Here is a 15,899-nt window from a genome sequence, read left to right as displayed (position 1 = left end):
CAGCCATTTCCATTCAAATCTTCTCATCCACAACCGCTCTGGCACACCTGTTGCGATAAGGAGGGCAGGCATCCCGCCCACCACCGCACCGAAAGGTTTTCCATGAGCACCGTGACCGCTACCGCCTCCGACGCCGTCCTCATCTCGCCCACCCAGCTGCAGGCCCTGCAAGCCGCAGAGCCTGTGGTGCTGATCGACACCCGCGACGCCGACACCTATGCCCTGGGGCACATCCCCGGCGCGGTGAACCTGCGCGAGACCTTCACCTACCTCGCCACCTCCACGCCCCAGGGCTTGCAGGAGCTGAAAGACACCTTTGCCGCGCACCTGGGCGCGATCGGCCTGTCGGGCGCCGAGACGACGGTGTTCTATGAGGATGCACTCAACAGCGGCTACGGCCAGTCGTGCCGGGGCTACTACCTGCTGACCTGGCTGGGCTATCCCAAGGTCAAGGTATTGAATGGCGGCTACTCGGCCTGGAAGGCGGCAGAGCTGCCCGTCTCCACCGAGGCTGTGGTGCCCACCCCGGCCATCTTCCCCACCAACCTGGCCACCACCGACGTGATGCTGACCAAGGAAGACGTGATCGAGGCCCTGGGCACCGACACCGTGCTGCTGGACGTGCGCGATGTGGACGAATGGATTGGCGACAGCTCCAGCCCCTACGGCAAGGACTTTGCGCCCCGCAAGGGCCGCCTGCCCGGCGCCAAGTGGCTGGAGTGGTACCGCTTCATGAAGCCCTCGCCCCAGGGCCCCGTCTTCAAGTCACCAGACGAAGTGCGCGCCGAATGCGCCACGGCCGGCATCAGCCCGGCAGACACGGTGTACCTGTATTGCTTCAAGGGCGCGCGTGCGTCCAACACCTTCCTCGCGCTCAAGCAGGCGGGCTTTGCCGATGTGCGCATGTACTTCGGCTCGTGGAACGAATGGTCGCGCGACGACAAGCTGCCGATCGAAAGCGGGCTGCCGCTGGTCAAGTTCCCCAAAAAGCCTGCGCTGGCGCTGGCGGCCTGAGCCCCGTGCGTTGTTGCAGCGGGCGTGGCCCGCTGCGAACCCTGTCCTTCTTTTTTCATTCCCGTCTCTTTCTTCAAGGAACACCATGTCCACCGATCTGCTGGAACCCTCTGCCCCCGTCACCACCGTGCACACGCACCTGCGCCCCATCGACCGCGACGGCCTGATGGCCTTTGCCGACAAAGGCCGCAACAACCCCGCCAGCCGGGGCACCAACAAGGTCCACACGGTGATGGAGGGGCAGTACCGCTCGCTGAGTTATGTGGGCAACCACGCACCAGTGGTGGTGGACGAGCCCCTGCACCTGTTCGGCCAGGACACGGCACCCGCGCCCGGCGAAATCGTGCTGTCAGGCCTGGGCGGCTGCCTGGCCGTAGGCATCACGGCCGTGGCCACCTGGAAGCAGGTCAAGCTCAGCAAGATCGAGGTGTTCATGGAAGGCGACATCGGCAACCCCGCCGCCTGGGGTGCGGGTGGCGCATTGCAGAAGACGCCGCCGGAGATGGGCTTCCAGGCCATCCGCGTGAAGGTGCTGGTGGAGGGCGATGCACCGCGCGAGGTGTTGGACGAGATCGTGCAGCACGCCAATTTCTACTCGCCCGTGGCCAACAGCATGCGCAACCCCATTCCGTTCGAGATCAGCCTCGCGGACTAAATACCCCCGCAACCGAGCCCGCCCTGCGCACCCAAGGAGCCCCATGAACCCCGCCGACCTCCCTCCCCAACTCCACCTGGACGGCGCCCTGCGGGGCGATGCGCTGCTGGCCGCGGTGCGCCAGATCGCCCAGGGCCCGCTGGCCGCGCAGGTGGAGGCGATTGACCGCACCGGCTACTACCCCTGCGCCGAGCTGCAGCAACTGGCCGCCGTGGGCGCGATGAGCGCGCACCTGGACAGCACGGCGGGCCCGGCCGACTACGGCCTGGCCATCCGCGCCATGGCCGAGGCCTCGCGCGTGTGCGGCGCCACCGGCTTCATGATGTGGTGCCAGGCGGTGTGCGGGCTGTACCTGCAGCAATCGGGCAACCCTGCGCTGATGGGCGATGTGCTGCAGCGCCACGCCAGCGGCGCGGGCATGGGCGGCACGGCGCTGTCCAACCCCATGAAGAGCTACGCCCAGATCGAAAGCCTGCTGCTCAAGGCCACGCCGGTAGAGGGCGGTTACCTCATCAACGGCACCCTGCCCTGGGTCAGCAACCTGGGGCCCGACCACTACTGTGGCGCGATCGCGGCGGTGGTGGAGGCCGACGGTGCGGCCAGCCAGCGCGAGGTGATGTTTTTGCTGCGCTGCGACGCACCGGGCGTGGAGATGCGCGAATGCCCGAGCTTCTCGGCCATGGAGGGCACGGGCACCTATGCACTGCGGCTCAAGGACCATTTCATCGGCACGGCCGACATCATGGCCGACCCTACGCGTCCTTTCATCGCGCGCATCCGCGCGGCCTTCGTGATGCTGCAATGTGGCATGGCCGTGGGCATCACCCAGGGCGCCATCGACTCGATGTGGGCGGTGGAGGCGCAGCTGGGCCATGTCAACCAGTTCCTGGAAGACCGGCCCGACGCGCTGCAGGCCGAGCTGGATGCCCTGACCGCACGCGTCGTGCAACTGGCCCAGACGCCGTTCGACACAAGCACCGACTTCTTCATCGACGTGCTGGACGCCCGCGCCCACGGCGCGGAGCTGTGCCTGCGCGCCGCCCAGTCCGCCCTGATGCACCAGGGTGCGCGCGGCTACCTCATGAGCTCGGACGTGCAGCGGCGCGTGCGCGAGTCGCACTTTGTGGCCATCGTCACGCCCGCCATCAAGCACCTGCGCAAAGAGATCGCCCGGCTCAGTGCCGAGGAGATGCCTGCATGACGCCCGCCACAACCACCACCACGCCGTTGGCAGCCTCCGCCTTCGGATTGAGCGCCGCCTCGCAGGCCGTATACGACGCGTTGGCCGAAGCGGCAACACAAGCGCCCTGGCAAAGCTACATCTGCAACGCCTGCGGCTACATCTACCACGAGGCGGACGGCGACCCCGATGGCGGCCTGCCGCCGGGCACCCGGCTGGCGGACATTCCTGACGACTGGGCCTGCCCGCTGTGCGGGGTGACCAAGGCCGATTTTTCTCCGTACGAAGCCCCCACGCTGGAGGCGCTGCGGGCGCAGGCCAGCGCAGCGCCTCCGGCCCACATCCGCCCGCGTGACGAGCCGGGCGTGGTCATCGTCGGCGCAGGCCGTGCAGGCTGGCAGCTGGCCGAAACCCTGCGCCAGCACAGCGCCACATTGCCTATCACCCTGGTGACGGCCTGCGCAGGCGACCGGTACGACAAGCCTTTGCTGTCGGTGGCCATGGCGCGCCAGCTGGACCCGCTGGCGCTGGTGTCCGAAACCGGCCGCGATGCAGCGTTGCGGCTGGGCGTCACCCTGCTGGCCCACACCCATGCCGTGCGCATCTGCGCCGACACCCGCCAACTGCGCACCACGCGGGGCGTGCTGCGCTACGGCCACCTGGTGCTGGCCCACGGCGCGCAGGCCGCCTTGCCGCCGGGCTTGCCCGCCAGTCTGTGCTGGCGCATCAACCACCTGGACGCCTACCAGCGCCTGCGCCAGCACCTGGGCGAGCAGCCCAAGGACGTGCTCATCATCGGCGCGGGCCTGATCGGCAGCGAGCTGGCCAACGACCTGGCACTGGGCGGCCACCACATCACGCTGCTGGACACGGCCACCGAACCGCTGGCGCGCTGGCACGACCAGCAGGCGGGCCCGCAGTTGCTGGATGCCTGGAAGGACCTGTCCATCCGCTTTGAAGGCGGTCTGCAGGTGGAGCAGGTGGAACGAGTGGACTCGCGCTACCGCGTCACCACCACCAGCGGGCAGCGTTTTGCGGCCGACGAAGTGGTGGCGGCTGCAGGCCTGCTCCCCCCCACCCGGCTTGCGCAAAGTGCAGGGCTCGATTGGGCCCAGGGCATTGCGGTGGACGCAGGCACGCTGCAGACCAGCGTACCCCGCATCCACGCACTGGGCGATTGCATCAGCATCAACGGGCAGTGCAGCCGCTATATCGAACCGATTGCCCGGCAGGCGCGCACGCTGGCGGCCGCCATCCTGGGCCAGCCGACGGCCCCCTATGAGCACCGGGCGGCGGTGGTGCGCGTCAAGACCACCACCCGACCGTTGACCCTGCATTGAGGCAGCCTCCGCCCAGGCGGCGGCCCTGCCCGGGCAGGCATCGGAAAAATTTTTTACATCTCCTGCATCCAAACGGCGTTTTCGTGGGTAGTACCTCCAGCAGCGCAACTTGCTGCTGTCCTATCAACCCATAGACCAGAGAGAAACGCCATGACCATCCACACGTCTCCCATCTCCCGCCTGCTGCCCCTGGGGGGTGCCGTTGCCGCCGCCGTGCTGCTGAGCGCCTGCGGCTCGATGATGTCGTCGCCTTCCAAATCCATGTACTCGCAGGACAGCCTGCCCGACAGCATCAAGGTTCCTGCGGGCAACAAGGTGGCGATGGAAACCGTGGGCGTGGGCGAGATCACCTACGAATGCCGCGACAAGGCCAACATGCCCGGCCAGACCGAATGGGTGTTCGTGGGGCCCAAGGCCGTGCTGAATGACCGCAGCGGCAAGCAGGTCGGCACCTACTACGGCCCGCCCGCCACTTGGGAATCGAACGACGGCTCCAAGCTCACGGCCACCCAGCTGGCCGTGGCACCCTCTGGCACTGGCAACCTGCCCTACCAGCTCGTCAAGGCCAACCCTGCCATGGGCTCCGGCGCCATGACCGGCGTGACCTTCATCCAGCGCGTGGCCTTGAAGGGCGGCGTGGCACCGGCTGCCGCCTGCACCACCGCCAACAAGGGCGAGCGCCAGATCGTGAAGTACCAGGCCGATTACATCTTCTGGAAGGCCGCGTAAACCACGCACACGCAATCCCCTGCGCAGCGGGGGCTACCCACCGGGGCGGTGACGGGTTTGCGGCTACGATGCGCCCACCTTTCAGCCACTGCCCCGCTGCCCGCACACCGTGCCCGACACCCCTGGCGATTTTGACTACGAAGCCGCTCTGGCCGCCTGCGCGGCCGGCGACCGGCAGGCCATGCACCGCCTGTACCAACAGGAGGGCGCGCGGCTGCTGGGCGTGGCGCTGCGCATCGTGCGCCAGCGCGCACTGGCCGAAGACATCGTGCACGATGCCTGCGTGAACATCTGGACCCGCGCCGCCAGCTACGACGCGAGCCGAGGCAGCGCACGTGGGTGGATCTACAGCGTGGTGCGCAACCTGGCCCTGAACGCCGTGCGCGACGGCAGCCGCCACGTGGATGTGGACGACACCACCACCCAAGCCCTGGAGGCCGACATGTCTGTGCAGGCCCACCACGAGGTCGAGGAAACCTTTGAACTCAACGCCAGCCTGGGCCGCCTGCAGCATTGCCTGGAGGCCCTGGACCCGGCGCGCCGCAGCTGCGTGCTGCACGCCTACGTGGACGGCTGCTCGCACGGCGAAATTGCCGAGCGCCTGGGCGCCCCGCTGGGCACCGTGAAAGCATGGATCCGGCGCAGCCTGGTATCGCTGCGGGAGTGCATGGCATGACCGATGTGCGAACCACACCGCCTACGCCCTCGCCGGAAGACCTGCATGTGCTGGCTGGCGAGTACGTGCTGGGCACCCTGCCCGCTGCCGAGCGCCAGGCCATGCAGCAACGCCTGCCCGGTGACCGAGCACTGCAGCAGGCGGTGGCCGAATGGGAAGCCCGCCTGCTGCCACTGACCCAGCTGGTGGAGCCCATTGCGCCGCCCGCCGCCTTGTGGGCGCGCATCGATCAATCGCTGCAAGCAGCCAGCGCGCAGCAGGCCACGACACCCGTTACCGCGCCACCCCGCGCCAACACCGAGCGCAAGCCGTCCGTCCGCTGGTGGGACCACCTGGGCCTGTGGCGGGCTCTCGCCGGCTCGGGCTTTGCGATGGCGGCGGTGCTCGCGGCGGTACTCGTGACGCGCACCGCACCCGTGGCCGCGCCGCCGCAGTTCATGGTGGTGCTGGTCGCGCCGCAGGACAAGGCCCCCGGCTGGGTGGTGCAGGCCAGCTCGCCGCGGCTGATCAGCCTGATTCCGCTGGGCGTGGCCGAAGTACCGGCCGACAAGGCCCTGGAGTTCTGGACCAAGGCCGATGGCTGGAGCGGCCCCGTGTCGCTGGGCCTGGTGCAGCCCGGTCAGCCGCTGCAGATCCCGCTGGACAAGCTACCGCCGCTGCAGCCCAACCAGTTGTTCGAGCTGACGCTGGAACCGCCCACAGGCTCGCCGATTGACAAACCCACAGGCCCCATCCAGTTCATTGGCCGCGCCGTCAAAGTGCTCTGACCGCCGCCGAGGGGGGCGGCCCATACCAGCGACCGCCGCGCAAGGGCCGCCCCGCCGCGCTGGCGGTGTCCCCCTTCCCGAATTGCGCAGCAATTCGAGAGAAAGGGGGAAGGCGCGAAGCGACTCAGGGGGTTAGTACTGTTTATACGGCAGGAATTTGCCGGACAGCACCACATTCACGCGGTCGCCATTTGGGTTGGCTTCGCGCTGAATGTCCATGCTGAAGTCGATGGCGCTCATGATGCCGTCGCCAAACTCTTCGTGGATCAGCTCCTTGATGGTGGTGCCGTACACGCTCACCACCTCGTACCAGCGGTAGATCAGCGGGTCGGTGGGCACGGGTGTGGGCAGCGAGCCCTTGTAGGGCACCACTTGCAGCCACTTCTGCTCCTCGGCCGTCAGGCCGAAAATCTTGCCCACGATCTTGGCCTGCTCGGGCGTGGCAGTCATCTGCCCCAGGCACAGAGCGGTGGTCCATTCCTTGGACTGGCCGACCTTCTTGGCAATGGCCTCCCATTGCAGGCCCTTGGCGACCTTGGTGCTGATGATCTTTTCGGTAACGTCGTTGCGGTTCATGGTGATGGCTCCTTCGGTTGGATGGGTTTTGAAACGGGGAACAGGAACTTCGGGGTGCAGCCCTCCCTGTCGGCCACAAGGGGCAACACGACAGGGCTTGGCTGCTCAGGAATTCAGTGGGCTTTGGCGCGCGTCACCAAGAAGTCCACGATGTGGTTGCGCAGCGCGTAGTAGCCGTCCAGGTGGTGCAGGCTGGTGCGCGTGCGTTCGCGTGGCAGGGGGTTCACCACCACCTCGGCAATGCCACCGGGTCTATAGCCCTCGGGCGTCTCGTTGCCGTTGCTCATCAGCAGGATGCGGTCAGCCAGCAAAATGGCTTCGTCCACATCGTGCGTGATCATGAAGACCGTCTGCTGCGTCTGGCGCACGATGGTCATCAGCTCGTCCTGGATGGTGCCGCGCGTGAGCGCATCGAGTGCGCCAAAGGGCTCATCCAACAGCAGCATCTTGGGCTGGATGGAGAACGCGCGCGCAATGCCCACGCGCTGCTTCATGCCGCCCGAGAGTTGCGAAGGCTTCTTGTCGATGGCAGGGCTCAGGCCTACCAGCGCCACGAACTTCTCCACATGCGCATCGACCTGGCTCTTCTTCCAGTCGGGCCAGCGCGACTTCACGGCGAACGCGATGTTCTGGCGCACCGTGAGCCAGGGCATGAGCGCATGGCTCTGAAACACCACGCCCCGGTCCAGGCTGGGCCCGGCCACTTCGCGCCCGTCCATGATGACGGTGCCCGAGGTGGCAGTATCGAGCCCCGCCAGCACGTTCAGGATGGTGGTCTTGCCACAGCCCGAGTGACCGATGATGCAGACGAACTCGCCCTTGTCGAGCGTGAACGACACATCGGCAAACACGGGTTTGGCGGGCGCAAAGGCTTTGCTCAGCCGGTCGATCTGGAGGAAGCCTTGGGTCACGGCAGAGGCCTTTCGTTGCGGTGCGTCAGTGGCAAGAGGGGCTGGAACAGCCGGGCGCTGGGCAACATCACTCCACATAGGTCACCACCTTCTGCAGCTGGCCAAACGCCAGGTCGAGCAACATGCCCACCACGCCGATCACCAGGATGGCAAAGATCACGTTGGTGAGCGACAGGTTGTTCCACTCGTTCCACACGAAGTAGCCAATCCCCGTGCCGCCCACCAGCATCTCGGCGGCCACAATCACCAGCCACGCAATGCCCATGCTGATGCGCATGCCCGTGAGGATGGTGGGCGCCGCAGCGGGCAGGATCACCAGGAAGGCCTTGCGCAGCGGGTTCACTTCCAGCGTGGCCGACACGTTGAGCCAGTCTCGCTTGACCGAGGCCACACCAAACGCCGTGTTCACCAGCATGGGCCACACCGAGCAGATGAAGATCACGAAAATGCCCGAGATGGATGAGTCCTTGATGGTGTAGAGCGCGAGCGGCATCCACGCCAGCGGGCTGATGGGCTTGAGTACCTGGATGAACGGGTCGAACGCGCGGCGCAGCAGCGGCGACATGCCGATGATGAAGCCGAGCGGGATCGCCACCAGGCAGGCCAGGCCAAAGCCCAGCGCCACGCGGCCCAGCGAGTGCGCCAGCTGGATGGCGATGCCCTTGTCGTTGGGACCGTTGTCGTAGAACGGGTTGGACAGGTGGCCCCACACCGTGCTGCCCATCGCACCCAGCGTGGGAAAGCCACCGCTCTTGGATGCGCCCGGGTCCTTGCCCATCATCTTGGCGTACTCGATCTGCTCGGCCGTCATGCCCGCCGTGCCGCCGCTGGCGCCCGAGGACGACGTGGCTACATACCAAATGCCCAGCAGCGTGAGGAAGATGAGCACGGACAGCAGGCCCGCGCGCAGGTTGAGGTTTTTGGTGGCAGTCATGTCATGCCGCCTTGCGGATAGGGAAGCTCTTGGCGTACTCGGCCGCCTTCGCCGCATCGAACTCGCGCCCCATGATCTTGAACTTGGGGTACGCGCCGTCGGGCACCTTCTGGTCCAGCGCCTTCATCTGCTTTTTCGCATCGGTGATGAGGAACACCTTTTCGGCAATCTGCTTGTAGTCCACATCGCCCTTGATGTAGCCCCAGCGCTGCATCTGTGTGAGCATCCACACGGCCATGCTTTGCCAGGGCATGGGGTCGAAGTCGGCGCGGTCGGGCACGTTCTGGATCTTGCCCAGGCCATCGGCGAACTTGCCGGTGAGCACCTGGTTGATCACGGCCTCGGGCTGGTTCAGGTAGGCCTGGGGCGCAATCACCTTGGCGATCAGCTCGCGGTTCTTGGGGTCGCGCGCCATGGCGGCCGAGGTGAGCACCGCGCGATACAGCGCGGCAAAGGTGTTGGGGTTCTTCTGGATGAACTCGGTGCTGGTGCCGAAGGCGCAGCAGGGGTGGCCGTTCCACAGATCCTTGGTGAGCAGGTGGATGAAGCCGACTTCCTCGAACACGGCGCGCTGGTTGAACGGATCGGGGCCCAGGAAGCCATCGATGTTGCCCGCGCGCAGGTTGGCCACCATCTCGGCCGGTGGCACCACGCGCAGCTGCACGTCAGTGTCGGGGTTCAGGCCCGCCTCGGCCAGGTAGTAGCGCAGCAGAAAGTTGTGCATGCTGTACTCAAAGGGAATCGCGAACTTGAAGCCCTTCCAGTTCTTGGGGTCGCGGTTGTCCTTGTGCTTGAGGGCGAGCGTGATGGCCTGGCCGTTCACGTTCTGGATGGTGGCCACGTTCATGGGGGTGGCGTTGGAGCCCAGGCCCATGGAGATCGCGAGCGGCATCGGGCTCAGGAAGTGCGTGGCGTCGTACTCCTTGTTGATCATCTTGTCGCGGATCAGCGCCCAGCCGGCCGTCTTGGTGACTTCGACATTCAGGCCCTGCTTGCTGTAGAAGCCCAGCGGGTGGGCCATGATCAGCGGCGTGGCGCAGGTGATCGGGATGAAGCCGATCTTGAGGTTGGTCTTTTCCAGCGCGCCCTGTTTCTCTTGCGCCATGGCCTGCAGGCTGGCCACGGGCAACACGCTGGCAATGGCCGCCATGGCTGTGCCCTTGCCCACGGCCTTGATGAAGCGGCGGCGCACCGCGTCTTGCGGAAACAGCGCCTTGACCAGCGTGGCTTCGATGAACTCGTTGCTGTAAAGCTCGAACTCGCGGGTCTCGCTGCGCTGGCGCAAGGTGGCTGCAGCAGCATCGGCCGAGACCTCGGCATGGTGGTCGGCCACCGTGTGGTCGCGGCCACAGCTGCATTTCAGCATCAACGGGCGGTCGGCATCGTAGGGCGAGAAGAATTCGGACATGGCACACCTCGAAGAAGTTGGTGCCAGGCGTTACGCAAAGCGCGGGCCAGTTTTTGCCGGCGCCGGCCCTCTGTCATGAATTCGTGGGTGTGGTGTCTACAGCGTGTAGGGCCAGCACTACAAATCGGGCATATCGCACCCACAAATCACTCGGCAGGCGCGCCACGCGCCAGCAGCGCCAGCTCCACGTCATTGCGCGCGCCGGTCTTTTCGAGGATACGGGCGCGGTAGGTGCTCACCGTGTTGGGCGCGAGCTTGAGCTGCGCACCAATTTCGCTCACGCTCTGCCCGGCCGTGAGCAGGCGGAACACCTGGTGCTCTCGATAGGAGAGCGCGTCTACTCCGGCGGGCGCGCCCTGCTGGGCGGTGCGCACCACGCCGGTGCGCTCCACTGCGCCCGCCAGGGCTTGCGCAGTGGCCTCGGTCAGGTAGCGCCCGCCCGCCGCCACCTTGCGCACGGCCGCCACCATATCGTCGGGGTCGGCGCTTTTGTGCAGGTAGCCCGCTGCGCCCATCTGGATGCAGCGCACCGCATATTGCCGCTCAGGGTAGGTGCTGAGCATCAGCACCGGCAATGCAGGCCAGGCCTTGCGCAGCGCCTGCAGCACTTCGAGGCCGTCCATGCCCGGCATGGCGATGTCCAGCAGCACCAGGTCCAGCCCCGGTGCGCCCGTGCGCCCCTGCAGCGCAGTAACCTGCTCCAGCACCTCGCTGCCCTGGGTGGCTTCGGCCACCACGGTGATCTCGGGCGTGCCGTTGGCCGGGTCGCCCAGCACCTGCTTGAGTCCCTCCCGCACGATGCGGTGGTCGTCCCCGATCAATACGCGAACCACGGAATTCATGACAGCTCCAGAGGAATCAGCAATTGCAGGCACGAGCCCTGCCCCAGCTCGCTGGTGATGGTCAGCTGGCCTCCCAGCTGCCGCGCCCGCTCGCGCATGCCCATCACGCCATAGGCGGTGGGCGCCTCCAGCGCCTGGCGGGTGGCGCCTACGCCGTTGTCACGCACGCGCAGTTGCAGCACATCGTCCTGCACGTCAATCGCAATGTCGATGGCGCTGGCCTGCGCGTGGCGGCCCACATTGCTCAGCATCTCCTGGAAGATGCGGAACACGGCGATGGCGGCGGGCTCGGGCAAGTGCAGGGTGGCGGGCACGTCCATGTGCCACGTCAGCTCCAGCTCGGCCGACTGCACAAACTCCTGCGCCTGCCACTCCAGCGCCGCCCACAGGCCCTGGTGGTCCAGGATGCTGGGGCGCAGGTCGGTGATGATACGGCCCACGTTGTCCACGGCGTTTTCGATCAGGCGGCTCATGTTCTGGCATTTGCACCGCATCTGCGTGCGCATGTCGCCAGCCGCTTCGGGCGTGCGCTCGCCCTGCTCGCCCAGGCGCTTGTGCAGCCAGTTCACATCCATCTTCAGCGCCACCAGCAGGCTGCCCAGCTCGTCGTGCACCTCGCGGGCAATGCGCGTGCGTTCGTCCTCACGCACCTGCTCCGAGTAGGCCGACAGCTCCCGCAGCTGCGCCAGCGCCTGCGACAGCTCCTGGGTGCGCGCGGCCACGCGGCGCTCCAGCTCGTCATTGGCGCGGGCCAGGTCGTCGTGCGCGCGCTGCAGCTCGTCGGCTGCGCGCTTGCGGCTGGTGATGTCCACAAACGCAATGACGGCGCCGTGCACCTGCTCGCCCTCGAGGATGGGGTGGCTGGAATACTCCACGGCAAACGCCGAACCGTCCTGGCGCCAGAACACCTCGGTGTCCACCCGGCAGGGCAGGCCCTGGCGGAAGGCGTTGAAGATGGGGCAGTCGCTGTCGGCGTAAGGTCTGCCGTCGGGGTGGCTGTGGTGGGTGAGCGCGTGCATGTTGCGACCCATCACCTCCTCGGCGGCAAAGCCCAGCATCTGTGCGCCCGCCCGGTTGATGAATACGCAGTTGCCGGCCAGATCGATGCCGAACACGCCCTCCCCGGTGGACTCCAGCAGCAGCCCCAGACGGTTTTGCCAGAGGGCGCTGGCACCGGCGGGCAGGTTCAGGACATGGGTGGGCATGACAGCACCCAAGCAATGGACGTGCCCAGCCAGCGGGACGGCCGCCCAAGCAGGCGCGCAAGGGGCTGTGCGACCACCCGCCAACATCGCACAATAAGCGGATGCAAACCGTTACCCCGTCCTCCGTGGCCTCTGTGGCCCCGCCCCCGCCGTCGGTGTGGCGCCCGCCCAGCCTGTCCGTGCGCTGGTGGCCCGTGTTCATGCGCAACCTGCTGGTCTGGCGCAAGCTCGCCATCCCCAGCCTGGTGGGCAACATTGCCGAACCGCTGATGTGGCTGGTGGCCTTTGGCTACGGCATGGGGGCCCTGGTGGGGCAGGTGAACGTGGGCGGCGCGGCGGGCGACACCAAGGTGCCCTACATCCTGTTCCTGGCCAGTGGATCGATCTGCATGAGCGCCATGAACGCGGCCAGCTTTGAGGCGCTGTACTCGGCCTTCTCGCGCATGCATGTGCAAAAGACCTGGGACGGCATCATGAACGCGCCGGTGAGCCTGGACGACGTGGTGCTGGCCGAGATGCTCTGGGCGGCGTTCAAGGCACTGTTCACCGTGACGGCCATCCTGGGTGTGATGCTGGCCCTGGGTATCAGCCATAGCCCCAAGCTGCTGGTGGCCTGGCCGGTGCTACTGTTCGTGGGCATCATGTTCTCCAGCATCGCGCTCATCTTCAATGCGCTGGCCAAGGGGTATGACTTTTTTACCTACTACTTCACGCTGGTGCTCACACCCATGATGTTTCTCTCGGGCGTGTTCTTCCCGCGCGAGCAGCTGCCGCCCATCGTGCGCGCCATCTCCGACTGGCTGCCGCTGACCAACGCGGTGGAGCTAGTGCGCCCGTTGTTCATGGACCAGTGGCCCGCCCACCCCCTGCGCCATGGCCTAGTGCTGGTGGTGACCACGGTGGTCGCCTTCTGGGTGGCCCTGGCCCTGACCCGCAAGCGCTTCAAGGCATGACCGTGCTGCTCGGCCCCAGCCATATCGCCATGGTGGCCAAGGGCGTGTCGGCCATCGTGGCGTCACGCGATGCGGCCCTGCGCCCGAGCATCATGCGGGCCGTGGGCAGCCACATCAGCGGCGATGAGCAGGAGGTCACGGTGTACCTGCGGCGCAGCCAGTCCGAGCAGTTGCTGCAGGACATTGCGCACACTGGTGAGATTGCCGTGGTCTTCAGCGTGCCGTCCACCCACCAGACGCTGCAGCTCAAGGCCCGCCGGGCCACGCAGCGCCCGGCCCATGACGGCGACGTGCCCGTGTTGCAGGCCTACCTGCAGTCCATGGTGCAGGAGGTGGGCCAGGTCGGCTACGGGCCGCAGTATGTGGCTGCCATGCTCGCAGCGCCGCTGCAGGATGTGGTGGCCGTGAGCTTCACGCCCACCAGCGCGTTCGACCAGACACCGGGCCCGCGCGCAGGCGCAGAGTTGTGCGCGCCACCCTCACCACCTACGCCGCAGCCATGAGCACTGCAGCGCCCTCCCTGCACAGCATCCGCCCCTGCCTGGAGGGTGCTATTCCCGCCGTCATGGCGACCTGCGACCCCGACGGCACACCGAACGTGGCCTACATCTCACAGGTGGTGTATGTGGATGCGACGCATGTGGCACTGTCGTTCCAGTTCTTCAACAAGACCCGCCAGAACATCCTGCGCAACCCGCGCGCGTCCGTGCTGGTCCTGGACCCGCTCACCGCCCATTTCTACCGCCTGCACCTGCTGTACGAACGCACCGAGGACTGCGGCCCGGTGTTCGAGAGCATGCGCGCGCAGCTGGCGGGCATTGCATCGCATTCAGGCATGGCCGAGGTGTTTGAGCTCAGGGGCGCCGACATCTACGCCGTGGAGCACATCGAATCGGTGGCGGGCGAAGGCCTGCCGGCACCCGCGCCACGCTCCGGGCTGCTGCACACGCTGCGCCTGTGCAGCGAAAGCATTGCGCGCTGCACGGGGCTGGACGAATTGCTGCAAGGCGCGCTGCAGGGCCTGCAGCACAAGCTGGGCATCGAGCACGCCATGGTGCTGATGCTGGACGCCAGCGCCCAGCAGCTCTACACAGTGGCCAGCTGCGGTTACGCCACCTCGGGCGTGGGCTCCGAGATCCGCCTGGGCCAGGGCGTGATCGGCATGGCCGCGCGCGAGCGCACCCCGGTGCGCATCAGCCACATGACCCATGCCGCCCTGTACAGCCACGCCATCCGCGAGAGCATGGACGCGCATGCCGCCCCCGATGCGCCCCCGCTGCGCGGCATGGACATTCCCTACCCCGGCTTGCCCGAACCGCACAGCCAGGTGGCAGTGCCGCTGCTGTCGGCCGGGCGCCTGCTGGGCGTGCTGTTTGCCGAGAGCCCCGAGGACATGCGCTTTGGCTTCGAGGATGAGGACCTGCTGGTGGCCATTGCGGGCCAGCTGGCCGCCGCCATCGACCTGCTGCAGGCCGCGCCCGATGCGCCCGAGCCGCTGCCTGCTCCTACAGCAGCACCGCCGGTGAGCGGCAGTGCGCTGCGGGTGCGCCACTTTGCGGCCAACGACAGCGTGTTCATCAACGACGACTACCTGATCAAAGGCGTGGCGGGCGCCATCATCTGGAAGCTGCTGCGCGACCACCAGCACACTGGGCGCGTGGACTTCACCAACCGCGAGCTGCGGCTGGACCCCGCCCTGCGCCTGCCCGATGTGGCCGACAACCTGGAGGCCCGCCTGCTATTGCTGCAGCGCCGCCTGCAAGAGAACTGCCCACACATCCACATCGAGAAAACAGGGCGCGGCCGCTTTCGGCTGTGCGTGCTGCGCCCCGTGGTGCTGGAAGACGCCTGACGCCTTCACGCCACTGATTTCTCAAAGTCAGTGCACCAGACCCGGAACCACCGGCAGGCCCAGGCTGCGCATCAGCTTGGTCCACTCGGGCTGCGAGAGGTGCGGCTGCACCTGCGCCAGCACTGCGGCCAGCACAGGGGCAGGCGCATGTTGCTGCATGTCTGACAGCATGGCCGTGCGCTCGGCCGGTGACATGTAGGGCACCATCCAGCGGGCCACCACCATCATTTCGTGCGGGGGGATCGAGGCCACCAGCGCATCGTGCACGCCCGCCAATTCGGCGTCGGTGTAGCACTGCCAGAGCACGCGGTTGTGGGCAGTCTCTTCCTCATGCATGTGCTCGAAGTTGTGCGCCACAAACAGCGCCAGCTGGCGGTACAGGGCCAGGGTGGCGGCCGGGCGTGCGGGCTTGGCGCAGGCCATCAGGTGGTTCACCCCGTCGGCCAGGGCCGTGATGGCCTGTTCGTGCTCCACATGTTCACCGGCAATGCTCTGGCTGGAGCCGGGCTGGCGCGCCTCCATGGCGGCGTGCACAAACTGGTTCTCGTGGTGCAGGTGCGCGCGGCACAGGTCCAGCAGCTGCATCACGCGGTCGCAGGTCTGGGCAAACTCCAGGTCGTCGTCCACATCCATGCGGCCCAGGCCCAGCAGCGTGTCGGCCATGAAGGCGCGCAGCGCCTTGTGGATGCTGGCGTACATGTCCATGCGGGGGGCGGCGGGTTGGGCTTGGGTCAGTGCGGCAATTTCGCGGGCATCAATCTTCATCACGTTCTTTCATGGCCTCGTTGGGCTCTTTCAGCGCCTTTTTTCGGGCGCCGGGCCGGGTGCACCATGCACCCGCTTCCATGCCAAGAAGT

The 15,899-nt window shown here is 66.8% G+C and carries 17 protein-coding genes; 10 read left to right on the top strand and 7 right to left on the bottom strand.

What is annotated here, in order from left to right; all coding sequences use genetic code 11:
- Positions 1-102: 102 nt before the first annotated feature.
- The 7 genes from C8C99_RS17710 to C8C99_RS17680 all read left to right on the top strand — a co-directional run bounded on the left by C8C99_RS17710 (position 103) and on the right by C8C99_RS17680 (position 6,361).
- A complete protein-coding gene (locus tag C8C99_RS17710; RefSeq protein WP_108626451.1) occupies positions 103-1,014 on the top strand; it encodes a sulfurtransferase in 912 nt (303 codons plus the stop codon).
- A gap of 85 nt (positions 1,015-1,099) precedes the next feature.
- Positions 1,100-1,669, top strand: coding sequence for an OsmC family protein (locus C8C99_RS17705; protein ID WP_008905298.1), 570 nt, complete (start codon positions 1,100-1,102; stop codon positions 1,667-1,669).
- Positions 1,670-1,712: 43 nt separating this feature from the next.
- Positions 1,713-2,870: an acyl-CoA dehydrogenase family protein gene (locus tag C8C99_RS17700; RefSeq protein ID WP_056647321.1), complete on the top strand. Its 1,158-nt coding sequence runs from the start codon at positions 1,713-1,715 to the stop codon at positions 2,868-2,870.
- A complete protein-coding gene (locus C8C99_RS17695) occupies positions 2,867-4,189 on the top strand; it encodes an FAD-dependent oxidoreductase (RefSeq protein WP_056647324.1) in 1,323 nt (440 codons plus the stop codon). Before C8C99_RS17700 ends, C8C99_RS17695 begins: the two co-directional genes overlap by 4 nt.
- A gap of 150 nt (positions 4,190-4,339) precedes the next feature.
- A complete protein-coding gene (locus C8C99_RS17690) occupies positions 4,340-4,918 on the top strand; it encodes a DUF3455 domain-containing protein (RefSeq protein ID WP_056647328.1) in 579 nt (192 codons plus the stop codon).
- 109 nt (positions 4,919-5,027) lie between these two features.
- Entirely contained in the window at positions 5,028-5,594 is a 567-nt protein-coding gene (locus C8C99_RS17685; protein ID WP_056647331.1) for a sigma-70 family RNA polymerase sigma factor, read from the top strand.
- On the top strand, positions 5,591-6,361 hold the full coding sequence (locus C8C99_RS17680) for an anti-sigma factor domain-containing protein (RefSeq protein WP_056647333.1): 771 nt from the start codon (positions 5,591-5,593) through the stop codon (positions 6,359-6,361). The genes C8C99_RS17685 and C8C99_RS17680 overlap by 4 nt, the downstream gene beginning before the upstream one ends.
- A 132-nt stretch (positions 6,362-6,493) precedes the next feature.
- Here C8C99_RS17680 and cynS read toward each other — a convergent pair whose 3' ends face one another.
- The 6 genes from cynS to C8C99_RS17650 form a co-directional block, all read right to left on the bottom strand.
- Entirely contained in the window at positions 6,494-6,937 is a 444-nt protein-coding gene (gene cynS, locus C8C99_RS17675) for a cyanase (RefSeq protein WP_008905293.1), read from the bottom strand.
- A gap of 113 nt (positions 6,938-7,050) precedes the next feature.
- Entirely contained in the window at positions 7,051-7,926 is an 876-nt protein-coding gene (locus C8C99_RS17670; protein ID WP_056647336.1) for an ABC transporter ATP-binding protein, read from the bottom strand.
- On the bottom strand, positions 7,916-8,782 hold the full coding sequence (ntrB, locus tag C8C99_RS17665) for a nitrate ABC transporter permease (RefSeq protein ID WP_056647337.1): 867 nt from the start codon (positions 8,780-8,782) through the stop codon (positions 7,916-7,918). The genes C8C99_RS17670 and ntrB overlap by 11 nt, the downstream gene beginning before the upstream one ends.
- A 1-nt stretch (position 8,783) precedes the next feature.
- Positions 8,784-10,190 (bottom strand): CmpA/NrtA family ABC transporter substrate-binding protein, encoded by a 1,407-nt coding sequence (locus C8C99_RS17660; protein WP_056647340.1) that lies wholly within the window; start codon positions 10,188-10,190, stop codon positions 8,784-8,786.
- A gap of 146 nt (positions 10,191-10,336) precedes the next feature.
- Positions 10,337-11,032: a response regulator transcription factor gene (locus C8C99_RS17655; RefSeq protein ID WP_108626450.1), complete on the bottom strand. Its 696-nt coding sequence runs from the start codon at positions 11,030-11,032 to the stop codon at positions 10,337-10,339.
- Positions 11,029-12,237 carry a PAS domain-containing sensor histidine kinase gene (locus C8C99_RS17650; RefSeq protein WP_108626449.1) on the bottom strand — a complete coding sequence of 403 codons (1,209 nt, stop codon included), beginning with the start codon at positions 12,235-12,237 and terminating at the stop codon, positions 11,029-11,031. Before C8C99_RS17650 ends, C8C99_RS17655 begins: the two co-directional genes overlap by 4 nt.
- 101 nt (positions 12,238-12,338) lie before the next feature.
- Here C8C99_RS17650 and C8C99_RS17645 point away from each other — a divergent pair, with 101 nt between their 5' ends.
- From C8C99_RS17645 to C8C99_RS17635, 3 genes are read left to right on the top strand one after another with little or no spacing between them, the layout of a single operon-like run.
- Positions 12,339-13,190: an ABC transporter permease gene (locus C8C99_RS17645; RefSeq protein WP_056647348.1), complete on the top strand. Its 852-nt coding sequence runs from the start codon at positions 12,339-12,341 to the stop codon at positions 13,188-13,190.
- Complete coding sequence (locus C8C99_RS17640) at positions 13,187-13,693, top strand: hypothetical protein (protein ID WP_108626448.1); 507 nt, start codon at positions 13,187-13,189, stop codon at positions 13,691-13,693. Before C8C99_RS17645 ends, C8C99_RS17640 begins: the two co-directional genes overlap by 4 nt.
- Complete coding sequence (locus C8C99_RS17635) at positions 13,690-15,042, top strand: GAF domain-containing protein (protein WP_056647667.1); 1,353 nt, start codon at positions 13,690-13,692, stop codon at positions 15,040-15,042. The genes C8C99_RS17640 and C8C99_RS17635 overlap by 4 nt, the downstream gene beginning before the upstream one ends.
- Positions 15,043-15,069: 27 nt before the next feature.
- Here C8C99_RS17635 and C8C99_RS17630 read toward each other — a convergent pair whose 3' ends face one another.
- Positions 15,070-15,807: a hypothetical protein gene (locus tag C8C99_RS17630; RefSeq protein ID WP_056647354.1), complete on the bottom strand. Its 738-nt coding sequence runs from the start codon at positions 15,805-15,807 to the stop codon at positions 15,070-15,072.
- Between the last annotated feature and the right edge of the window lie 92 nt (positions 15,808-15,899).

Source organism: Acidovorax sp. 107 (assembly GCF_003058055.1).
Classification (GTDB): domain Bacteria; phylum Pseudomonadota; class Gammaproteobacteria; order Burkholderiales; family Burkholderiaceae_C; genus Acidovorax.
Note: the sequence above shows the minus strand (reverse complement) of the source record. Positions and strands in the feature narration are given on the sequence as shown.